Annotated in this window: 17 protein-coding genes; 7 read left to right on the top strand and 10 right to left on the bottom strand. The window is 36.7% G+C overall.

Features of this window, described 5'->3' with window-relative positions; genetic code table 11:
* Nucleotides 1-107: 107 nt before the first annotated feature.
* The 3 genes from ACQ76T_RS02545 to ACQ76T_RS02535 are packed head-to-tail and all read right to left on the bottom strand — an operon-like array spanning nt 108 to nt 1,822.
* A complete protein-coding gene (locus tag ACQ76T_RS02545; RefSeq protein WP_431341784.1) occupies nt 108-920 on the bottom strand; it encodes a tetratricopeptide repeat protein in 813 nt (270 codons plus the stop codon).
* The gene (locus ACQ76T_RS02540) at nt 917-1,483 is read right to left on the bottom strand and encodes a phosphatase PAP2 family protein (protein ID WP_431341783.1); all 567 of its coding nucleotides are present in this window, start codon (nt 1,481-1,483) and stop codon (nt 917-919) included. Before ACQ76T_RS02540 ends, ACQ76T_RS02545 begins: the two co-directional genes overlap by 4 nt.
* Nucleotides 1,484-1,486: 3 nt before the next feature.
* Nucleotides 1,487-1,822, bottom strand: coding sequence for a Sec-independent protein translocase subunit TatA/TatB (locus ACQ76T_RS02535; protein ID WP_431341782.1), 336 nt, complete (start codon nt 1,820-1,822; stop codon nt 1,487-1,489).
* Nucleotides 1,823-2,111: 289 nt separating this feature from the next.
* Here ACQ76T_RS02535 and ACQ76T_RS02530 point away from each other — a divergent pair, with 289 nt between their 5' ends.
* Nucleotides 2,112-3,062: a hypothetical protein gene (locus ACQ76T_RS02530; protein WP_431341781.1), complete on the top strand. Its 951-nt coding sequence runs from the start codon at nt 2,112-2,114 to the stop codon at nt 3,060-3,062.
* Between the two features lie 60 nt (nt 3,063-3,122).
* Here the strand turns inward: ACQ76T_RS02530 and ACQ76T_RS02525 are convergent, their stop codons facing one another.
* The 3 genes from ACQ76T_RS02525 to secD all read right to left on the bottom strand — a co-directional run bounded on the left by ACQ76T_RS02525 (nt 3,123) and on the right by secD (nt 8,474).
* Entirely contained in the window at nt 3,123-3,923 is an 801-nt protein-coding gene (locus ACQ76T_RS02525) for an arylamine N-acetyltransferase family protein (protein ID WP_431341780.1), read from the bottom strand.
* Nucleotides 3,924-4,046: 123 nt separating this feature from the next.
* Nucleotides 4,047-5,267, bottom strand: coding sequence for a TCR/Tet family MFS transporter (locus ACQ76T_RS02520; protein ID WP_431341779.1), 1,221 nt, complete (start codon nt 5,265-5,267; stop codon nt 4,047-4,049).
* Between the two features lie 297 nt (nt 5,268-5,564).
* Nucleotides 5,565-8,474, bottom strand: a complete 2,910-nt coding sequence (gene secD / locus ACQ76T_RS02515; RefSeq protein ID WP_431341778.1) for a protein translocase subunit SecD — start codon at nt 8,472-8,474, stop codon at nt 5,565-5,567.
* Nucleotides 8,475-8,690: 216 nt separating this feature from the next.
* On the opposite strand from secD, the gene ACQ76T_RS02510 reads away from it, so the two are divergent.
* Entirely contained in the window at nt 8,691-10,058 is a 1,368-nt protein-coding gene (locus ACQ76T_RS02510; RefSeq protein WP_431341777.1) for a PQQ-dependent sugar dehydrogenase, read from the top strand.
* 75 nt (nt 10,059-10,133) lie between these two features.
* On the opposite strand, the gene hemN is transcribed toward ACQ76T_RS02510, so the two are convergent.
* The 3 genes from hemN to ACQ76T_RS02495 all read right to left on the bottom strand — a co-directional run bounded on the left by hemN (nt 10,134) and on the right by ACQ76T_RS02495 (nt 14,244).
* On the bottom strand, nt 10,134-11,492 hold the full coding sequence (hemN, locus tag ACQ76T_RS02505) for an oxygen-independent coproporphyrinogen III oxidase (protein ID WP_431341776.1): 1,359 nt from the start codon (nt 11,490-11,492) through the stop codon (nt 10,134-10,136).
* A 174-nt stretch (nt 11,493-11,666) separates the two neighbouring features.
* Nucleotides 11,667-12,680, bottom strand: coding sequence for a WD40/YVTN/BNR-like repeat-containing protein (locus tag ACQ76T_RS02500; protein WP_431341775.1), 1,014 nt, complete (start codon nt 12,678-12,680; stop codon nt 11,667-11,669).
* Nucleotides 12,681-12,726: 46 nt separating this feature from the next.
* Nucleotides 12,727-14,244: an amino acid permease gene (locus ACQ76T_RS02495; RefSeq protein ID WP_431341774.1), complete on the bottom strand. Its 1,518-nt coding sequence runs from the start codon at nt 14,242-14,244 to the stop codon at nt 12,727-12,729.
* Between the two features lie 165 nt (nt 14,245-14,409).
* Between ACQ76T_RS02495 and pnuC the strand changes: the two genes are divergently transcribed.
* From pnuC to ACQ76T_RS02470, 5 genes are all read left to right on the top strand, one after another.
* On the top strand, nt 14,410-15,087 hold the full coding sequence (gene pnuC / locus ACQ76T_RS02490) for a nicotinamide riboside transporter PnuC (RefSeq protein ID WP_431341773.1): 678 nt from the start codon (nt 14,410-14,412) through the stop codon (nt 15,085-15,087).
* Nucleotides 15,084-15,785 carry a hypothetical protein gene (locus tag ACQ76T_RS02485; RefSeq protein WP_431341772.1) on the top strand — a complete coding sequence of 234 codons (702 nt, stop codon included), beginning with the start codon at nt 15,084-15,086 and terminating at the stop codon, nt 15,783-15,785. Before pnuC ends, ACQ76T_RS02485 begins: the two co-directional genes overlap by 4 nt.
* A gap of 91 nt (nt 15,786-15,876) precedes the next feature.
* Nucleotides 15,877-16,644, top strand: a complete 768-nt coding sequence (gene dapF, locus ACQ76T_RS02480; RefSeq protein WP_431341771.1) for a diaminopimelate epimerase — start codon at nt 15,877-15,879, stop codon at nt 16,642-16,644.
* 32 nt (nt 16,645-16,676) lie between these two features.
* Nucleotides 16,677-17,702 carry an endolytic transglycosylase MltG gene (gene mltG, locus ACQ76T_RS02475; RefSeq protein WP_431341770.1) on the top strand — a complete coding sequence of 342 codons (1,026 nt, stop codon included), beginning with the start codon at nt 16,677-16,679 and terminating at the stop codon, nt 17,700-17,702.
* 133 nt (nt 17,703-17,835) lie between these two features.
* Nucleotides 17,836-20,379 carry a TonB-dependent receptor domain-containing protein gene (locus ACQ76T_RS02470; RefSeq protein WP_431341769.1) on the top strand — a complete coding sequence of 848 codons (2,544 nt, stop codon included), beginning with the start codon at nt 17,836-17,838 and terminating at the stop codon, nt 20,377-20,379.
* A gap of 50 nt (nt 20,380-20,429) precedes the next feature.
* Here the strand turns inward: ACQ76T_RS02470 and ACQ76T_RS02465 are convergent, their stop codons facing one another.
* On the bottom strand, nt 20,430-20,882 hold the full coding sequence (locus ACQ76T_RS02465; protein ID WP_431341768.1) for an adenylyltransferase/cytidyltransferase family protein: 453 nt from the start codon (nt 20,880-20,882) through the stop codon (nt 20,430-20,432).
* Between the last annotated feature and the right edge of the window lie 121 nt (nt 20,883-21,003).

Here is a 21,003-nt window from a genome sequence, read left to right as displayed (position 1 = left end):
AAAACATTTATACTAAGTTGTGACTTAGTATGAGTATTGATGATCAGAGCATTTTTTCATAAAAGTTCTACTTCGTCAGTAAAAACATATTATTTAAAAACTCTCAATTATTTCTTTATGCATTTGGCGTAATATTCTGTCAAAACAGCTTTTTCATATCCTAATGCAACAGCTTTATCCAGATTTTCGCAGGCTTCTTTAGATTTAGCCGTTTCAAACAGGATCAACGCTTTGCTTACATAAGATGGTGCAAATTTAGAATCGATAGATAGGGCTTTGTTAATGTCCGTAAGAGCTTCTTTATATTTTTTCATTTTAAAGTAAACATCTCCGCGACCGTTGTACAGCAATGATTCAGGTTTTTCTGCAATAAGCTTGTTGTAGTCTTTTAAAGCTCCTTCAAGATCTCCATTATTTTTTTTGAGATTGGCAAGTCCGGTTTTTGCAAAAATATTGTCTGGTGCAAAAGTCAGGATCTGGTTAAGATCTTTCATAGCGAGATCTTTTTTTCCCTGGCCATCATAAATTTTGGATCGTGTAAGATACAAATCAGGGGTTTCGGCATTCACTTTGAGCCCTTTTTCTACGTATTCCAATGCTTTGGCCTTATTTCCTTTCTGGCTGTACAGAGAGGCAAGATTGGCATATACGGAAACCGACATTGGGTTTGCCTTTAAAGCTGATTCATAGGATTTAAAAGCAAGAGCCGTTTTTCCAAGCCTTCTCTGAGAAGTTCCCAGATAATCGTAATATTCGGATTGAAATTTCTGGATCTGTTCTTTTTCTGCCAGTTTGAGGTATTGCTCTTCGGCACATTTATAATCTGCCTTCTGGAAGCATTCTTCGGCCAGTTTTTTGTCCTGGGCTTTAGCGTTGAATATGAAACAAATAGACGCTACAAGTAATAAAGATTTTTTCATGAGTTTATAGTTTGCTTGTTGATCACTTTCCTGGCGAGTGCACCAAATAACACTCCCAATAAAGATCCAACAAACGCTCCCACCAAAATATCAATTGGAAAATGCACTCCTAAATATATTCGGCTGTAGGATACAACTATAGCCCACACAAATATAGCATAAGGAAACCATTTTAGCTTGTTTTTCAGTAAAATACTTAAAAAAGAGGCCAAAAAGAATGTATTGGAGGCATGTGCGGAATAAAAACCGTATTGCCCACCACATTTTACAATCCTCATATGATGCTCCAGTGTAGGATCGTGACAGGGTCTCAGCCTTGCCACACCATATTTGAAGACACTCGCCAACTGATCTGAAACCGTTGCCCCAAGTGCCAAAAATATAAGAATGAAAACTAAAGATCTTAGTTTGTAATTTTTGTATAAAAAATAAAGGAATATAATATACAGGGGAACCCAGATCCACGTACTGGAAATCAACATCCAGAACTGATCGAAAGAAGAGTCTCCCAAATTATTAAGGTAAAGAAATACCTTTTTATCTTCCTGAATGAGTTCCTCCATACCCTATCTGCTTACAGGTCCTTCGTGAGTCTCGTCTTCTGAAGGTTTTGGTTTTGGAGGTTCATTGGTTGCAGCCGGTTCTGTCAGAATATCTTTTTGGATATCATTCATAGGATTAAAATCCTTGGCAGCATCTTTTACCTTTTCAATTTCACGTTTAATTTCAGATACAGGGTTATCTGTTTCTTTCATAATCTCCGTTTTGATATCTTCTACAGCCCCACGCATTTTTCTAACACCTGCCCCTAGGTCACGTGCGATCTGAGGAAGTTTATCCGGTCCGAATAATACAACGATTGCAATGGCAATGAGTGCCATTTCTCCAATGCTTAATTCCATGCGGTAAAATTACGAAAGATTATACATTTATTTGAGGTAAAGTAAAAATTTAAACAAATTTTAAGAATTTTATTCAGTGAAAACGACTAATCGAAAACTGAAAAGGTAAAGTTTTAGATTATAACAATGAAGATTGAGGATCAATTTTAATTTTTTTATCACTTCAACCTATTTCCTGATTTATTTTAACAAGCATTACATTTCAAATTAACAAATATTTAATTCAAAATATTGAGAATTAAGTAACGATTCTGTATATTTACTACACACAACCTAAATAAAATTTAATATGAAAAAACTAGTAACTACTTTTAAAGTTGTTGCCTTACTCTCGGTATTGGCACTTAACAGCTGTCGTAGTGAAGACAGTGAGATTCTTCAGCAGGACGCAGTTCAGGCAAAAATAACAGCATCAGATCTCAGAAAAGAGATGACTCCACTTCCTTCTTCAGTTGTTCCTGAGATTGTACAAAAGCAGTTGGATGAGTCTAAAAAAAATCTTGAAACCTACCTGAAAAACGATCTTCAAATCGCAGAATTACAGGTAATGGGCCAAATTTCTACATCAAAAGGAATTGAAATTTCACAAAATCTGGTTTCCAATAAAGATCAGTTTATTGCCATGGGAAATATTCTGGATCCTTCTTCTGTTAAGATCGGAAAAATAGGTGATCTGTATACCGGTGAGAATTTAGCAACGGCTCAAAAAGGATTAAAAGAAACTGTTTCTGAGGAAATAAAATCCGGCACCAATGCACTGGAAATTACCTGGAACAGTAAAAACGGAAAGTTCTCAACAGTATGCTTCTATAATGAAACCGGAATTATCTGGGACAATATCCTTGGCGGGATGGTCATGATGGATACCCGGGGAAATACAGAATCATCTCATGCTGACAGAGCTTCAAAAGTACTTTCTACCTGGTATAAACAATGGTGGACCGCCAATTGGCTTTGGGGATCTAAGAGAGGGGAAACAGGCTATCAAATCACGATCTACTATTCAGGATCTACGGTTTCTAATGCTGATGTAAGCGATTGGGGATCTATCAGTTTAGGAAAAGCAAAAAGCGAAAGTAAAATTCTAAAGAAAACAGGAGCTTACGGACAGTGCCAATATGCATTGGGGCTTTGCACTCCTACAGGTTCATTAAGTTTTAATTCCAGTAATTTTTCGGTATCATTCTCAGGACTGGGAAGCAATATCGTAAGCAATGGCACCAAATCATTATATCCTTAATTTTATAGAGAATGAGTTTTTAAAATACGAAGTGGCTATTTCATAAAGAAACAGCCACTTTTAATTTTCAGAGTTTCTTTTCAGAGCTTCAACTGCATTTTCTTTGAGTCCGAAAGTACTGGTAAGAATTTCAAACAATTGGGTCTCGTTTTTTATAGAGATCGATTCTTTTATTCCATCATTGGATCGTATGTTCAGGGTGTAATCTGCATACGTATAACGAGCATTGGCATCTACTTTTGAAAGAACAAGATTTTTCCTGAAATTGGACTCCGGATGTGTAGACAGATACCAATTGGCAATTTCCAGATCGAGAGGCTCTACAAATTCCAGTCTAAAACGGTAAATAGGAAGCCATTTTTCTTTCCACGTCCAAAGGATATATACTTCTTCATGCCTGGAGACTTTAAATAAACCATTGGGAGTTTGCTGTTGATTTTCTTCATTCAATACAATGGGAGCAGTGAGAGTTACTGTACCAAAACCGCAGTCTGTAATATATTTTTCTCCGTTATAATCTACAATGAGTAATAAATGTGTCTGTGCAGCACTGCTGTTTTCATCTCTTTTCCAGACTACCCTTCCAAGCTGTAGTTTAACTTTGAATCCCAGGTATTGTAACACTTCGCTTAAAAGAAGATTTTGCTCATAGCAATACCCTCCTCTACAATCGGTAACCAATTTCTTAAAAACATTTTCCAGATCTAAAGAGGGGACAACACCTGTATAAGGATCTATATTTTCAAAGGGAATGTATTGCGGATGCAGCTGATGTATTTTAGACAATGTTTCCCAATCAGCTTTAGCTTCGCCTGAATAATGGATACGATTCAGGTATTGTTTTAATTTTAGCTCATCCATATGATCAATTTTAAGAAGATAACTTCATTACAATTTACATAAAATTACAACAGGAAGGTAAAAAATAAGGTTAAGATGTACATTCACCTTAACCTTACTTATTTTAATCCTGAATGGATCGTATTATAACTTTCTTTTTTTCTGAAATGCAGAGTAAGTAACCACCACACTTATTGCCATTAAGATAAATGCTAAAAAGAACGGTGCTCCAGAAAATTTGAACGGTGCTTCATCATGAGTGAAAAAGTAAAACAAATTCGTCATCATGGGAGGCCCAATAATGGAAGTTGCACTCATTAAACTTGTTAATGCTCCCTGAAGTTCTCCTTGTTCATTGGAAGGAACACTTTTGGTAATAACAGACTGTAAAGCGGGGCCGCAAATTCCTCCCAGGCAATAAGGTACCAAAAATACAAACATCATCCACCCTTCTGAAGCAAATGCAAACAGAAGCATTCCTACGGCATAGAAAGCCAGCCCGTAATAGATGCTTTTCTGCTCTCCAAGTCTGGGAGTCGTCCATCGGATAAGTCCTCCCTGTACAAGGCCCACCAATAGTCCTACAACGCCTAATGAGATTCCTACCATTCTTTCTGTCCAGTTGAACTTGTACATGGTAAAGAAACTCCAGTTACTTTGTACGGCATGGCCTGCAATATAGATCAGTATTAATGAAACAATCAATCCTGAAATTTCCGGATGCTTTCCTAAAAACTTGAATGAACCAATAGGATTGGCGCGTTTCCAGTCAAACTCTCTTCTTTTATCTTTATCTAAACTTTCAGGAAGAATAAAGTATCCATAAAGGAAATTGAGCAGACAAAGCCCTGCTGCCGCATAGAAAGGTACTCGGGCGCCATAATGTCCTAAAACACCGCCAACAACCGGTCCTATGATGAATCCAAGTCCAAATGCCGCTCCAATGAGACCAAAGTTTTTGGCACGATCTTCATCGGTAGAGATATCCGCAATATAGGCACTGGCCGTGGTGACACTTGCCCCAGTAATTCCTGCGATAATTCTTCCTAAAAACAGCCACCAAATTGTGGGCGCCAATGCCAGGAAAATATAATCTACAGCGAATCCAAAAAGTGAAATCAAAATAACAGGTCTCCGCCCATATTTGTCACTTAGATTTCCCACAAGCGGTGAAAATATAAATTGTGTAAATGCATAAGCAAATCCTAACCAACCTCCATATTTTGCTGCTTCACTGATGTCTGCATGAATAAGTTCCTCAATAAGTTTAGGAACAACAGGAATGATAATTCCCCATCCGGTAATATCAATCAGTAGGGTAATAAATATAAAGCCGATAGCCGCTTTTTTCTTTGAATTTTCCATGATGGTGCAAAATTAATCAAATCTGAAAAATAATGATTCTAAATTATGAAGAGTTAATGTAAATCTGAAAAGAAGAATCTGCACTTTTTTAATGAGCCAAACCCATAGGTTAAAAAAAACCTGTGAGGTTTATAAAGTCCACTCAAAATAAAATCCATTCTTTTATTCAAGAGAATTGACCTTATGTAAAAACAATAGACAATATTTTATAATAGAATTGGGCTCACAATTTTAGAGACTGATCAAAAAAAGGCCGTCTCTTTCGAAACGGCCTTTCCTAATTTATTGTAGTTCGTATTACTTTGAAGCAAGTACTTCTTTATCAGAAGTAGTTTTTCCGTGTACTTCATCTTCTTTTCCTGTTTTCAGGAAGTCATAAGCAATTGCTGATGCAATAAAGATGGATGAATAAGTACCGAATCCAATACCTATTAACATCGCAAACATAAATCCTCTCAAGTTGTCTCCACCGAAAATGAAGATTGCCAAGATAACCAGGATCGTAGTAAATGAGGTGTTGAATGTTCTACCCAATGTACTTGAAATAGAGTCATCAAATAAACCTGCCAATGTTAATGATTTTTTCTCTTTCAGATATTCTCTAATTCTGTCGAAGATAATTACCGTATCGTTGATTGAATATCCTAATACTGTAAGAATCGCAGCGATGAAATCCTGATTGATCTCCATGTTGAACGGCATAAATTTATGAAGCAATGAATATGCTCCTAAGATAATAACCGCATCGTGGAATAGAGCAGCAACCGCTCCTAAAGAGAACTGCCATTTTCTAAATCTCACCAAGATATAGATGAAAATACCCGCTAGTGCTGCAACTACAGCAAGAATACCATGAGTTTTGATATCGTCTGCAACGGTAGGTCCCACTTTTTCGGAAGAAATGATTCCTGCGTGGTCTTTATCTGCAGATTTGAACTCAGCTATCGTCATATTTCCAGGTAAGCTGGATTTTAATCCTTCGTATAATTTCTGCTCAACAGTTTGGTCAGCTTTCAAAGATTCGTCTTCGATAAGGTAATCGGTAGAAATTTTCAACTGCTTGTCGTTACCAAAAGTTTTTGCTTCTACAGAAGAGTTTTTACCATCTTCAGTCTGGAATACTTTTGTCAGCTTAGATTCAACATCTTCAGCATTTACAGCCTTATCAAATCTTACCACATAGTTTCTACCTCCTGTAAAGTCGATACCGTATTTAAATCCGTGGATTGCAATAGAGGCAACACATACAACTGTTAAGATACCAGAAACGATGTAAGCATATTTTCTTTTTCCAATGAAATCGATCCAAGTATTTCTGAAAAGATTTTTTGTAGCACCCGTCCAAACAGAAAGGTGTTTTCCTTTGTTTAATCTAGAGAAGATCATTACTCTTGAAATCAATACCGAAGTAAAGAATGTCATCAAGATACCGATTCCCAATGTTAATGCAAAACCTTTGATAGGTCCTGTTCCGAAAAGGAATAACACCCCTGCTGTTAATAATGTCGTTAAGTGACCATCAACAATTGCATTTAATGCATGTTTGAAACCGTCTTTGTATGCTTCAAGAATACTTTTTCCTGCGAAAAGTTCTTCTTTGGTTCTTTCATAGATAATAACGTTGGTATCTACCGCCATAGCCATTGTAAGTACAATACCCGCGATACCAGGAAGCGTAAGTGTAGCATCTACGGAATCCATAATTCCGAAAATGTAGAACAAGTTAATGATCATTGCAATTACTGCATAAACACCAGCTCCACCGTAGTAGAAAATGATATACCCAATAATTAATAAGAAAGCGATACCGAATGACAGAACACCAGCATCAATAGATTCCTGTCCTAATGAAGGACCTACAACCGTAGCCTGAACTACTTTTGCACCTGCAGGTAATTTACCCGCTCCTAAAACGTCAACCAATTCTTTAGCTTCTTCCTGAGAGAAGTTACCAGAGATCTGAGTTCTACCGTTAGGGATAGCATTTACAACGTTAGGGGCAGTATATACTCTACCGTCAAGCGTTACAGCAACTGGTTTACCTACGTTTTTCTCAGTTAATGTTTTCCATTCTTTTGCTCCTTTAGAGTCCATCTGCATATCTACTACCACTCTGCTCAACTCATCATAGCTGATGTTTGCGGTTTCTACAGCACCATCTACCGGAGCTTTTTGGTTGATGTTACCTCTGATAGCGTACAATACTAAACTTTCAGTATCGGTAGCTTCAGGTTTGTAACCCCACATAAACTGTGTATATTTAATGTTAGCAGGACGTAAAGACTGACCTACTTTGCTGTTTAAAATTTTGTTTACAGCTGCAGTATCGGATAGTTTTACGTTAGCAACACCATTTGTTCTTAATTTGTCAAGATGTAAAAGATTCATGAAGTTTACATTCTTTGCCACTCCCATAGAATCCCCCTTTGTAGCAACCATAGTTGTCAAAGTCTGGAAATAAGGCGCAATTTCAGGAACCTGCTGTACTTCCCAGAACTGAAGTTTTGCAGAAGTCTGAAGCATTTTCTTCACTTTATCGATGTCCTTCATACCAGGCATTTCTACAGAAATTCTAGCAGTACCAGGAACTCTCTGAACGTTTGGCTGCACAGCACCCATTTTGTCAATTCTCGTTCTGATTACCTCAAAAGCTGTTCCTACAGATGCATCGATTTTTCTTTTAACAATGCTTTTTACCTGCTCATCAGGTGTGTTGTACTTTACCTCAGTAAGAGTGGTATTTCCGAAGATTTCCGGATCTGCCAACTTCAGGTTGGTACCTTTAGCTTTGTTTACTACATCGAATTGCTCAAAGAAATTATCAATGTAAGCTTTTGTAGAATTCTTCTGTGCTTCATCCGTTTTGTTTAAAGCCTCGATAAGAACGGGGTTTGTAGAATAATTGGTTAAATCATTCACAAGATCTCTTTGGTTGATCTCCAAAAGAACGTTGATCCCTCCTTTCAAGTCAAGACCAAGTTTCATTTCTTTGTCTTTGGCTTTAGTGTAATAAAGTTTTGTGAATCCTAGATTCAAAGTATCCTTAGAAAGTTTTGCAATTTCTTTCTGATACTTTTCCGGATTGTCTCCTGCAATAGCAGTTGCCTGCTTTTCAATTTTGCTGGCGTACCATGTTGGTAATAGCTCGTTTAAGCAAATCAACCCTAGTACAATAGCGACAATTGTAATAAGTCCTTTTCCTTGCATTTTGTTATAACTACGTTAAATTAAGTCGGCAAATATAATGATTTTCTTGTATTTTATGAATTTTTGGCAACAGAAATGGTTTATTTTCAGATATATTGGTATTCTGATTTCGATTTAAGATTCAACAATTTTTCTATAATATCATAATGAAGTTTTCAAAATCCGATTGGTATAAAATTTTCATTCACAATTCAACACACTAATCATCAAGATATTATGAAAAAACTACTTTTTACCATTAGTATTTTTTCTTCCTTAATTGTTAATTCTCAAAGCATTAATTTGGAAGAATTTGTTACGGGGCTTACCAGTCCTGTAGAGATTACGAACGCTAATGACAGCAGGCTTTTTGTTGTACAGCAGAACGGTATTATTAAGATTATTCAACCCAACGGGACTATTAACGCGACTAATTTCCTGAATATTGGTTCGAAAATTGTTTTTGGCGGCGAAAGAGGTCTTTTGGGACTGGCGTTTCATCCACAATACTCTACCAACGGGTATTTTTTTGTGTATTACAACAACCCTTCTGGAAACATTATTGTTGCCCGGTACAGTGTAAGTGCTACAGATCCTAACGTAGCCGATCCTGATTCTGAAAAAATACTTCTGAACATTCCCAAACCATTTGACAATCACAATGGCGGCAGCATTCATTTTGCTCCTGACGGAAAACTATGGATCATCACCGGAGATGGAGGAAGTGGAAATGATCCGAATAATAATGCTCAAAACAAAAATTCATTCCTCGGAAAAATGTTAAGAATCGATGTAGACGCTACGGGTCCTTACAATATTCCTCCAGACAATCCTTTTGCAGGAGCAGGTGTAGATGGTTTGGACGAGATATGGGCATACGGCTTACGAAACGCATGGAAATTTTCGTTTGATCTTACTACAGGAAATGCTATGATTGCAGATGTAGGGCAAGGAGCTATAGAGGAAATCAACAAAATGCCAATCACACAGGCTGGTTTAAACTATGGCTGGCGCTGCTATGAAGGAAATACGCCCAACATTATTGGAGGATGTCCAGCACAGGCTACGATGACATTCCCTGTTGCGGTATATGACCATTCAGGGGGAAAATGTTCCATTACGGGAGGCTATGTGTACCGTGGGACACAATACCCAGCACTTCAGGGGAAATATTTCTTCGCAGATTACTGTTCTACTCAAATCGGAGTGTTGGATTCTAATAATGCCATCACATGGACTTCTGCTTACAGTGGAAACAATTTTTCAACCTTTGGGCAGGATTATCAGAAAGAATTATATGTAGCTGCTGTAACCAGTGGAAAAATTTTTAAAATATCAACAGGTACTTTAAGCACCCAGGAAAATGCATTAGCGAGTATTAAGGTTTATCCTAATCCTGCCTCAAAAGAGATTTTTATTGATGGAATTAAAGATAAAAAAGCAACGCTGGAAATCATCAGTGCAGAAGGAAGAAAAGTACGGGAAGTAAATCAAATTATTAACGGCAAAGGAATTAATATTTCAGGAATTCCTGCGGGAGTTTATTATATTAATTTAAAATCCGGGGAATTGAAATCCTATAGTCAAAAAATAATCATCAAATAACAGTTGCATAACCGAAACATTATTTTTTAAAAAGAAATCAATAAAAAAGCGGTTCAAAACTGAACCGCTTTTATTTTATATTGTCATTGAGAAAATCCTCGTTTCCGGTTTATTTCTCATCATTCTCAGGTCAAAAACCATAGCAACATTTCTTGTGAATGCTCTTCCGGCTTCGGTAATTTTCACTTCAGTTCCGTTGATCTCCACCAATCCGTCATTTTCCATCTCTTTCAGCATATCCAATGCGTTTTCAAGTTCGGGGAAAGAATTGTTGACATCGAATTTGGTTTCAAGCTGGCACATCAAATTCAGGATGTGTCTTCTTACTGTTAAGTCTTCTTGATTCAGAATATGTCCTTTCACCACAGGAATCTGTCCTTCTTCCACCATTTTCTGATATTCCTCCACCGTTTTCACATTCTGTGCAAAAGCATACCATGAATCTGAAATAGCTGACATTCCAAGACCTACCATCAGCTGAGTATTGCTTGAGGTATATCCCATGAAATTTCTGTGAAGTTTTTTATGAATCAAAGATTGATAAAGATCATCATGTTCTAAAGAGAAATGATCCATTCCCACCTCAATATATCCTAAATCCTGAAGCAGTTTTTTACCATCTTCGTACAGACGGCGTTTTTCTTCTCCACTTGGCAAGTCATTTTCATCAAACCCTCTCTGTCCTACTCCTTTCACCCATGGAACGTGTGCGTAAGAATAAAAAGCCAATCGATCCGGCTTCAGCTCCATTGTTTTTCTGATCGTATGCTCCATCGCCTCCCAGGTCTGATGAGGAAGTCCAAAAACAAGGTCATGACTTATTCCTCTATATCCAATTTCCTTCGCCCATTCTGTCACATTTTTAACGTTTTCGAACGGTTGAATTCTGTTGATGGCTTTCTGTACTTTCGGATCATAATCCTGAACGCCAAAGCTTACTCTTCTGAAACCAAGATCATATAAAGTCTGAAGATGTTCTCTTGTTGTATTATTTGGATGTCCTTCAAAAGAAAACTCAGGATGTTCTGCAATATCTACGGATGAAAAAATCCCCTCCAGCAATGTTCTTAAGTTTTCAGGTGAGAAAAACGTAGGAGTACCGCCTCCAAGATGTAATTCTTTTAATTTTGGTTTTTCATTGAAAAGCTCAAGATAAAGTCTCCACTCTTTTAAAACACTTTCCAGATAAGGCACTTCAACACTATGCTGTTTTGTAATACGCTTATGGCAGGCACAGAATGTACACAACGCCTCGCAGAAAGGCAAATGGATGTAAATAGAAATTCCCTCCTCTGCATTACTTTCATGAAAAGACCTGATTACACTTTCCTTCCATCCTTCCGGTGAAAATGTTGCTTCATCCCAATACGGAACGGTAGGATAAGAGGTGTAACGCGGCCCGGGAATATTATACTTATCTATTAAAGAGTTCATTTTGAAAATTAAAATTTTAGGGTATGGAATTTAACTGTATCAAATTCAATCCTACAAAATTAACCATTAGTTATGAATTTTAGCCTATGAATTATATTAGGTTCTATTTTATAATCAGTCTAAATACGTATGATCAGTCTTTTGCAGAATAGTGATAAATTCTATTCCTGATATTTAAAATTTTAATGTCATTACCGCTATTCTATCTTTTCCTGCAAAAACAACGTGATTTCCATCGATCCATTTACAGACGAAAAAACCCTTTTCATCCGAAATTTTCTTCCAGGTCTTTCCGAAATCTGAAGAATAGCTGATATACTGGTCACCTACAGCAATAATCTCCTTCCCTTTTGAGCCAGGTTTGATTTTAACGCAGGTCATATATCCCGCATTCTGTCCTGAAGCCTGGATCTGCCAGGTTTCTCCAGCATCATAGGTAGTCGCAATATTGTTGACATTCGCGTCCTGTTTGGTATAATCTCCTCCCACGGCAATACCAAAACGATCGTCATAAAAATCGACAGAATACATTCCCTGGGAAGATTCTCCCTGAATAAACGGAGTATTAAAAACTTCAATCTTCTCATTGATCAGATTCATTCTTAAGATTCTTGAAGCTTTTCCTCCCGTTGCAACCCAAAGATATTTTTTAGAGGATGAAATATTGGTATTACTGGCAGCAAAAGCAGCTTCACCTTCATTTAATTTTATATTATTATTAAATATATTCCATTTCCCATTTTTGTACACCACCAACTTCAACATCTGATCTTTATCTGCATCACTAAAAGTATAGGCCAGCTTATTATTGACAAAATGTAACGCATCATAAAAAGCCGTTTTAACAGTATCTTTAAAAACAATCTGCGATTTTAAATCTTTTTTATCAATTTTAAAAAAATAGGAAGGGCTTTCGATATTGATCATATAAAAAGACTCATCATTCTGTGCCAATGTTCTGAACTGAAGTTTTTCTTCAGATAGTTTTATCTGCTTTTGGTTTTTATCATCTTTCAGATCTACAAATCCAAATTTGGAATCCGTTCCGCTATACCAGACTTTGTTGTCATACAATTCAAGAGCCCGGATACTTATTTTATCATTAAAAATTGTCTTAAAACTTTCTACCTGCTGAGAAAACGCAGTAAATCCTACGGACAGAAATAAAACGGAGAAAATCTTTTTCATATACTATTTATTAGGACAAAAAAAACCGCCGAAGCGGTTTATATTATTAATCTTGGTTCTGATATTTTTCAGGGTTGTTCAATTTACTGTTTGATTTTCCGTAAAGGAAATAAACCAATCCTCCTAAGAATAGCCATACTGCAGACAATTCCAAAGCATGAGCACTTAGGTTCAATATTAAATATAGGTTGATTACAACACCTAATGCCACCACAACCTTATAAGCAGGAACTTTGAAAGGTCTGATCAAATTAGGTTCCTTTTTTCTCATTACCCAAACGGCAATACATACCAGGGTAAATGCGAACAGGGTTCCGAAACTTGTCATATCAGCTAGTGTTGAAATAGGTGTGAAAGCTGCAATAAATGCTACAACAACTCCTAATAGGATGATTCCTTTGTAAGGCGTTTTAGTTTTCGGGTGAAGCTGTCCGAAGAATTTCGGGATCAAACCATCTTTAGACATTCCGATGAAGATTCTTGACTGTCCCATCATCATTACCATTACTACGGAAATCAATCCTACAGTAGCAGCAATGGTTACTACATTACTCGCCCAGTGTTTTCCAGCGATTTCAAATGCATACGCTACAGGAGCTTTAATAGCGTCAGGATATTTTCCTTCAGGATTAAAATCTGTATAGTGCATCATCCCAGTTAAAACAAGAGATACACAGATATAAAGCGCAGTACATACCAACAATGAAGCAATAATCGCGAAAGGTACATCTTTCTTAGGATTGATGGCCTCTCCCGCTTGTGTAGAAACAGCATCAAAACCGATATAAGCAAAGAAAATGGCCGCTGCTCCTGAAATAATCCCTTTAATACCGTAAGCAGACACCAGATCTCCTTCAGAGTTTTTAATTTTTATCTGATCAGGAATAAAAGGTTTCCAGTTTTTCACTCCGTCAACAGCGTTATAAAGATCTGTATTAGAGAAAATAATATATATTCCTGCAATAATCACGAAGATTACAGCAGACGTTTTCATTAAAACGATCAGGTTATTGGCTCCTGCAGCTTCTTTAGTTCCTTTTACCAATAATGCGGTAATCAAAAGAACAAGAATAAATGCAGGCAGGTTCATAGAGAAACCGTCTCCCGTATAACTCGCCGGGTCAGAAGTAAGATAGGCCGGCAAATGGATATTGAAGATTTTCAGAAATTTGTTAAAATATCCGGACCAGCTCACCGAAACTGCCATACTCGCCATGGCATACTCCAGAATGAGGCACCAACCCATGGCCCAGGCAAAAATTTCCCCTACAGTTCCGTACGCATAAGCATAGGCAGAACCTTCTACAGGAATAATAGATGCAAACTCAGCATAGCACAATGCCGCAAAAACGCAGGCGATCCCTGCAATGATAAAGGAAATTGCAAGTGCAGGACCTGCATGATAATAGGCTCCTGTTCCCGTAAGAACAAAAATTCCACCACCAATAATAGCGCCCACTCCAATTGCTGTTAAACTCCATTTTCCAAGGACTTTTTTCAGCTCACTTTTCTTCATATCTGCCTCATAGGCACTTAGTGGCTTTTTAACCCAAATTTTCGACATGTTTTTTTATTTATTAAGGATTTACGAAAATATAAAAATTTTAGAAACTCTCACGTTTATCGGCAAATTTTAGTCATTTATTTTACATTAAAGGTTCAAAAACCTGACTAACACTTGGTTGAAAAGTATTTCTCAGAGTCTTTATTTTTGTTTAATTTTGACTGCATGAATGTATATGATCTTTTTGTAAAGCCCTATGAAAACTACACTGCTTTACAGATTATACTGGAAGCTTCGGGAGCAATCTTCGGAACTCTGAGTGTTTATTTCTCTATCAGAAAAAATATCTGGGTATACCCTACCGGAATCATCTCTACACTGATTTATGTTTATATTCTGTTCAACTTTGGTTTATTGGGTGATTGCCTCATCAATGTTTATTATTCCGTGATGAGTATTTATGGCTGGGTTCTTTGGGCAAAAAACTCCGAAGATCATGTGCATGTGGATGTTACCTGGGCCAGCAAAAGAGAATGGTTTTTTGCAGTGATTCTTTTCATTCTGAGCTTGGGACTTGTCACTCTTATTTATTATTACAAACCTTATATAGATAATCAATTTTCAATGAAAGGAACCAGTCTCGGACTGTATCATTTGGATTGGGCCAATTGGATGGATGTCTTCACTACTTCCATATTTTTAGTTGGAATGTGGTTTATGGCCAAACAGCGCATTGAGAACTGGATTTTCTGGATTATCGGAGATCTTATTTGTATCCCTATGATGATTTTTAAGGGACTTGGAATCACTTCGGTTCAATATTTGGTATTTACTATAATGGCTATCGTAGGATACCTCAATTGGAAAAAAAGTTTTAAAGAAAAAAAGTACATAAAGTCATGAAAAATTTATTAAAAATAGCACTCAGTATTTTTGCTATTACCAGTTTAACATCTTGTTTAGCATATAGCGACGGATATGGAAGCAATGGTGGCTATGGAGATCCTTATTATAATAACGGATACTACTACGCACCTTCCGGATATTACGGAAGTGGTGGATATTGGGGCAATGACGGCTACTATTACAGAAATAATGTGAATTATTACTATGACAACGGCATTCCTTATTATTACTACAACTATAATAACACCAGAAGAAAAGTATATGTAGAAAGAAGATCCAACACCATTACTACACAGAGAGAAAATAATGGTTTCCGAAATAGTGGAAATTCTTATAACAATAATGGCAACAGACCCAACAACAGCGGCGGGTTCAGAAATTCAAACAGCGGTTATCAGAACAACCAGGGCAATCAAAACACTGGAAGTTTCAGAAACCAAAACAGCGGAAGCAACAACAGTGGCGGATTCAGAAATTCGAACAGTGGTTATCAGAACAACCAGGGATCTCAAAACAACGGTAGCTTCAGAAACCAAAGCAGTGGTTTCCAGAACAACCAGGGAACTCAGAACAGTGGCGGATTCAGAAGTTCTGAAAGCACAAGATCAGAATCTTCCGGCAGTTTTAGAAATAACACAAGCACCCAAAGCACTGAATCAAACAGACAACAGAGCAGCGGACGAGGCTTTAGATAAAACGATTATAAATAACAAAACGAACAGCTAACACTGTTCGTTTTTCATTTTAAATATAGTAATTTTGCTGCTTCATTTTAGACAAAAAAATATGGAATTTTATAAATATCAGGGAACCGGGAATGATTTTGTAATGGTAGACAACCGTGATCTTCAATTCCCTAAAGACAAAAATACAATAGAAAAACTTTGTGACAGACGTTTCGGAATAGGTGCCGATGGTCTTATTCTTCTTGAAAACGATCCTCAGTACGATTTCAAAATGGTATATTATAATTCTGACGGTGGCGAAAGTACGATGTGTGGTAACGGAGGAAGATGTCTTGTAGCTTTTGCCTTTTTTCTTGATATTTTTGAAGATAAATGCAAGTTTATCGCCATAGACGGAGAACATGAAGCTGAAATTCATAATGGAATCATCAAACTCAAAATGATCGACGTAGATACTGTATCTCATGATGGAAGTGATTTTGTTCTGGATACCGGCTCTCCTCATTACGTAAAATATGTGCAGGATCTTAAAGATTATCACGTATATGATGAAGGATATGCCATCAGAAATTCTGAAAATTATAAAGAAAAAGGCATCAATGTCAACTTTGTGGAAAAAATTTCCGATAATGAAATTTTCGTAAGAACCTATGAACGAGGCGTTGAGGACGAAACTTACAGTTGCGGAACAGGAGTTACAGCTTCTGCTTTAACTTTTCTTGAAAAACATAATCTAACCTCTGTAAAAGTTAAAACCCTGGGTGGAAACCTTAAGGTATATGCTGAAAAAAACGGAGATTCTTTCCAGAAAATATGGTTGGAAGGTCCGGCAAAGCAAGTTTTTAGAGGTAAAGCAGATCTTCTTTAAAAACAGAAAACTTTTAATCAACATATTTAAGAATGAAAAAAGCAATTCTCATTATCATTCTGCTTGTATTTGTAGTGGCAGGATTTTTTGGTTTGAGATTTTATAATAAATATTTAGGAAGTAACGTAGAAAAAGAAGGCTATGTTCTGATTCCTCATAAAGCAGGTTTCAAACAGATTCTGGATTCTATTGCTCCTTACGTCAAAGACAGGGAATCTTTTGAAGCAGTAGCTAAAGAGAAAGGTCTTGATACCAATTTTAAGGCTGGGCGTTATCATATTCAGAGCGGAAAAGGAAATAAAGACCTTGTGAATATGATTAAAGCTGGAAATCAGACTGCTAATTCTTTCAGAATCGGAGATTTTGGAGATATGTACCAGATGATTGGCAAAGTGACTAAAAAAACAGAACTGGACTCTTTACATTTTGTAAACGATCTTGATGCTGTAGCAAAAGAAAAAGGCTATAAAGATGTAGAAGATTTGAAAAAATATTTTTTCATTGATACCTACAACTTTTTCTGGACTGTAAGTCCGAGAGAGTTTTTCGCAAAATTTGAAAATCAGTATAATGATTTCTGGACGAGCGAAAGAGAAAGTAAAGAAAAACAGTCGGGACTTTCAAGAGAGCAGATTTATGCACTGGCTTCTATTGTATATAAAGAATCCGGCGGAAAAAAAGATGAAATGAGAACGATTGCAGGATTATATTTAAACCGTTACAGAAAAGGCATGAAGCTTCAGTCTGATCCTACGGTAATCTATGCAATCAATAAACAGACTAATTTTAAAGAAACTATTAAAAGAGTATTTTATAAGCATTTGTCTACTCCATCACCTTATAATACGTATGCTAATGCAGGAATTCCTCCGGGACCTATCTGCGTAGTAGATAAAAATTCGGTGGATGCTGTTTTGGATGCGGAAAATAACAATTATATATTCATGTGTGCTGACCCTGCAAGACTGGGATATCATAAGTTTACAGCAAGTGCTGAAGAACACGCTATTAATGCTAAAGCGTATCAGGACTGGCTCAATTCAAAGAATATAAAATAAGCTTAGAAAGCACCTAAAAAAATTTAACAGCTAGAAAAAATAAAAAGATCATAATATTTTGAAAATCAAGCAAATACTGAAATTCAAAATATTAAGGGTTATCCTTTCACGATTTTATACAAAAAAATAACCTATGAAGAATAAGACAGAAATTGTCAATATTTTCACAAGAAAAACTTTAGGACTTACCTTCGTACTTTCGGCAGCGGCACTGGCTTTTGCTCAGGAAAAAGCAGGCGTTTCAGGAACTATTGTCAACAAGAAAAATCAGCCGGTTCCTTATGCCTCTGTAACCTTCAGCAACAAGGCCAACAAATCTTTAAGTGATGCTGTACTTACCGATGAAAAAGGGCAGTACAAAATTCAGTTAACTCCCGGTGATTATGACATTGCGGTAGAAGCTATTGACTACAAAAAGAGTATCGTTAATAAAAGCATCGCAGCATCCGGTAATATCGGAGCATTGTCTATAGAGCCTGAAGCAACGACAACTCTTGATGGCAAGACTAATGAAATCCAAGGAATTGTAATCACTGCCGCTTCCACTAAACCTTATAAAGTAGAGCTTGACAAAAAAACCTATGACCCTTCTCAGGATATCGTAAGTAAAGGAGGAAATTTACAGGATGTCCTCACCAATGTTCCTTCAGTTTCTGTAGATACAGACGGAACTGTTTCTATGAGAGGAAGTTCTAATGTGAAGTTCCTTATTAATGGTAAACCTTCAGCATTATTGGGTATTGACGATGGAGCCAATGCTTTACAGAGTATTCCTGCGGATCAGATCGACAGAATTGAAGTTATTACCAACCCTTCATCCAAATTTGAAGCCAGTGGAACAGCAGGTATCCTGAATATTATTTTAAAGAAAAATAAAAAGACAGGATTCAACGGAAGTGTAACCGGAACATTAGGTTATCTTCCACAGACTGCACTTAATACCAACTTAAGCTGGAGAAAAGGTAAATTCACATGGTTCCTGAATGGAGGTGGTGGCTACAGAGAGTCAAAGAATACCAATAGAAATGATGCATTATTTAACAGTGGTATAAACAAAGAGACTCATAATGAATCCATCAGCAAAAATAAAAATGATAATTATAATGCTACCGGAGGAATTACCTATGATATCTCTGAGAAAACATCGGTAAATGCATCCGGAACAGTAAGAACTTTCGACAGCGATAATAAAGGAAATATCAATTATTTTGATAATCCTTTTGCGGGAGGAACTATTTTCAGACAGAGAACAAGTTTAGGAAATGGAAATAATCTTGCTTTTCAGGGAGACTTCGGCTTAGATCATAAATTTGATGATAAAGGTCAAAACTTATCTCTTTCATTAAGTTTACAGAGAAACCGATCCAATACAGACAGCAACATCAATGACACTAAAGATGGCGCATTCCAGCTTCTGAATATTATAGATCAAAATACAATCAATAAGTCTGTTATTGCCAAGGCTGATTATGAGCTTCCTCTTGGGGAAAATTCCAAACTGGAAGCAGGTTACAGGTTGGATGCCAATAATAATGATTACAGCAATCAGGTTCTGCAAAGTACTACTAATAATCTGGCAGCGCCTGGTCTGGATTATCTTAAAAAGTATACATATGATGCTACGTATAAAGAAATGTTCAATGCTTTCTATCTTCAGTTTAAAAGCAAGATAGGGAAATTAGGGTATCAGCTTGGTCTTAGGGATGAAATATCTAATGTAGATATCAATTATCTGAACCGTGATGGTGATGCTATCATCAAGTCTAAAAATTACAATAATCTTTTCCCAAGTGTATTTTTAAGCTATGACATTGCAAAAGATAACCAATTCTTAGTTAACTACTCCAGAAGAATTGACCGTCCGCGTTCTTTCTTCCTAATTCCTAATCCGAATTATAGCGACAACCAGAACATCTTTGACGGGAATATTGATTTGAACCCTTCTTATGTGGATTCTTATGAGATAGGATATAACTTTTCCAAAAAGACTTTCAATATCAATCCTACATTATATTACAGACACACTACTGATGATGTAAAAATGTTGGTATATGATCAGGAAGCGACAACTACTATAAATGGTGTTAACCAGACTTTAACAACTTTCCATACAAAACCTATCAACCTTGGAACAGATGATCGTATAGGTATGGACCTTAACTTTAGCTGGGACGCTACGAAATGGTTAAAATTCTTAGGAAATGTTGATGTGTTCAGATATAAAACAGATGGTGTTTACTTTGACCCGGATATCATGAAAGAACCAACCTCTTTTGAAGGTAAAGGCTTTTCTTCAAGAGCAAGATTGACTTCTACCTTTAAGGTCGACAAAACATTCAGTTTCCAGCTTCAGGGATTCTACAGAGGAGCCCAAAAAACGCAAAGTATCGACAGAAAAGATATGTATGCGCTAAGCCTTGGTGCCTCCAAAACGATATGGAGCGGAAATGGTACAATAAGCTTTAACATTCAAGACATCTTCAATACAAGAGCTATGAGATCAACAGCCTATGGATCGAACTACGTAAGAGACAGCTACATGCAGTGGCAGCCGAGACAATTCGCGTTATCCCTTACCTATAGATTCAAACAGGGAGAGAAGGTGGATCAGCCTAAAAAGAAAAAAGATATTAACTCTAATGCAGCCGGTGACGACCAACAAGGTAGCCCGATGTAATACAAAAAAAATCCCGAAAAGTACTTTTCGGGATTTTTTTATGTTTTGTTTTATTTTACAGATTCTGCGCGTGCATCTTTTTCTTTTTCTGCTTCGTAGATTCTTCTTCTCAAATCACTGGTGGAAAACCTATGGTCTCTCTTATTGAAAAAAATTTCAATTCCTTTTTCTTCACAGTACTGTTTACCGGTAAAATCTCTGTCCATGTAATCGTCTCCGATGATTCTTACATCAATTACAAACGACTTTAAAATATCCAACAGATCTTCTTCTGTATAGTAAGGAATAATTTCGTCTACGGCGTTTACGGCCTTCAGCTGAATGTATCTCTCTACAATAGTCTGACTTGGTTTATTTTTGTTAGGACGGTCGTGGGACGGATCGATCTGAAGTCCTACGATCAAATAATCACATACGGTTTTCGCTTCTTCAAGCATTTTGATGTGCCCAGCGTGTAATAAATCAAATGAGGAAAATGTAATACCTATTCTTTGTGTCTTCATATTAATTTTAAATTAAAACTTTACTGAAAAAATCTTTTAAACAGATAAAAGGTTCTATTCTCAGCAAAGGTGTTTTTGTAAGGTGTTTTTGTAATTCGTTTTTATAGTCGTTTTTTAGTTA

The sequence above is a fragment of the Chryseobacterium sp. JK1 genome (assembly GCF_050632815.1).
Classification (GTDB): Bacteria; Bacteroidota; Bacteroidia; order Flavobacteriales; family Weeksellaceae; genus Chryseobacterium.
This window is presented reverse-complemented; position numbering and strand designations above follow the sequence as displayed.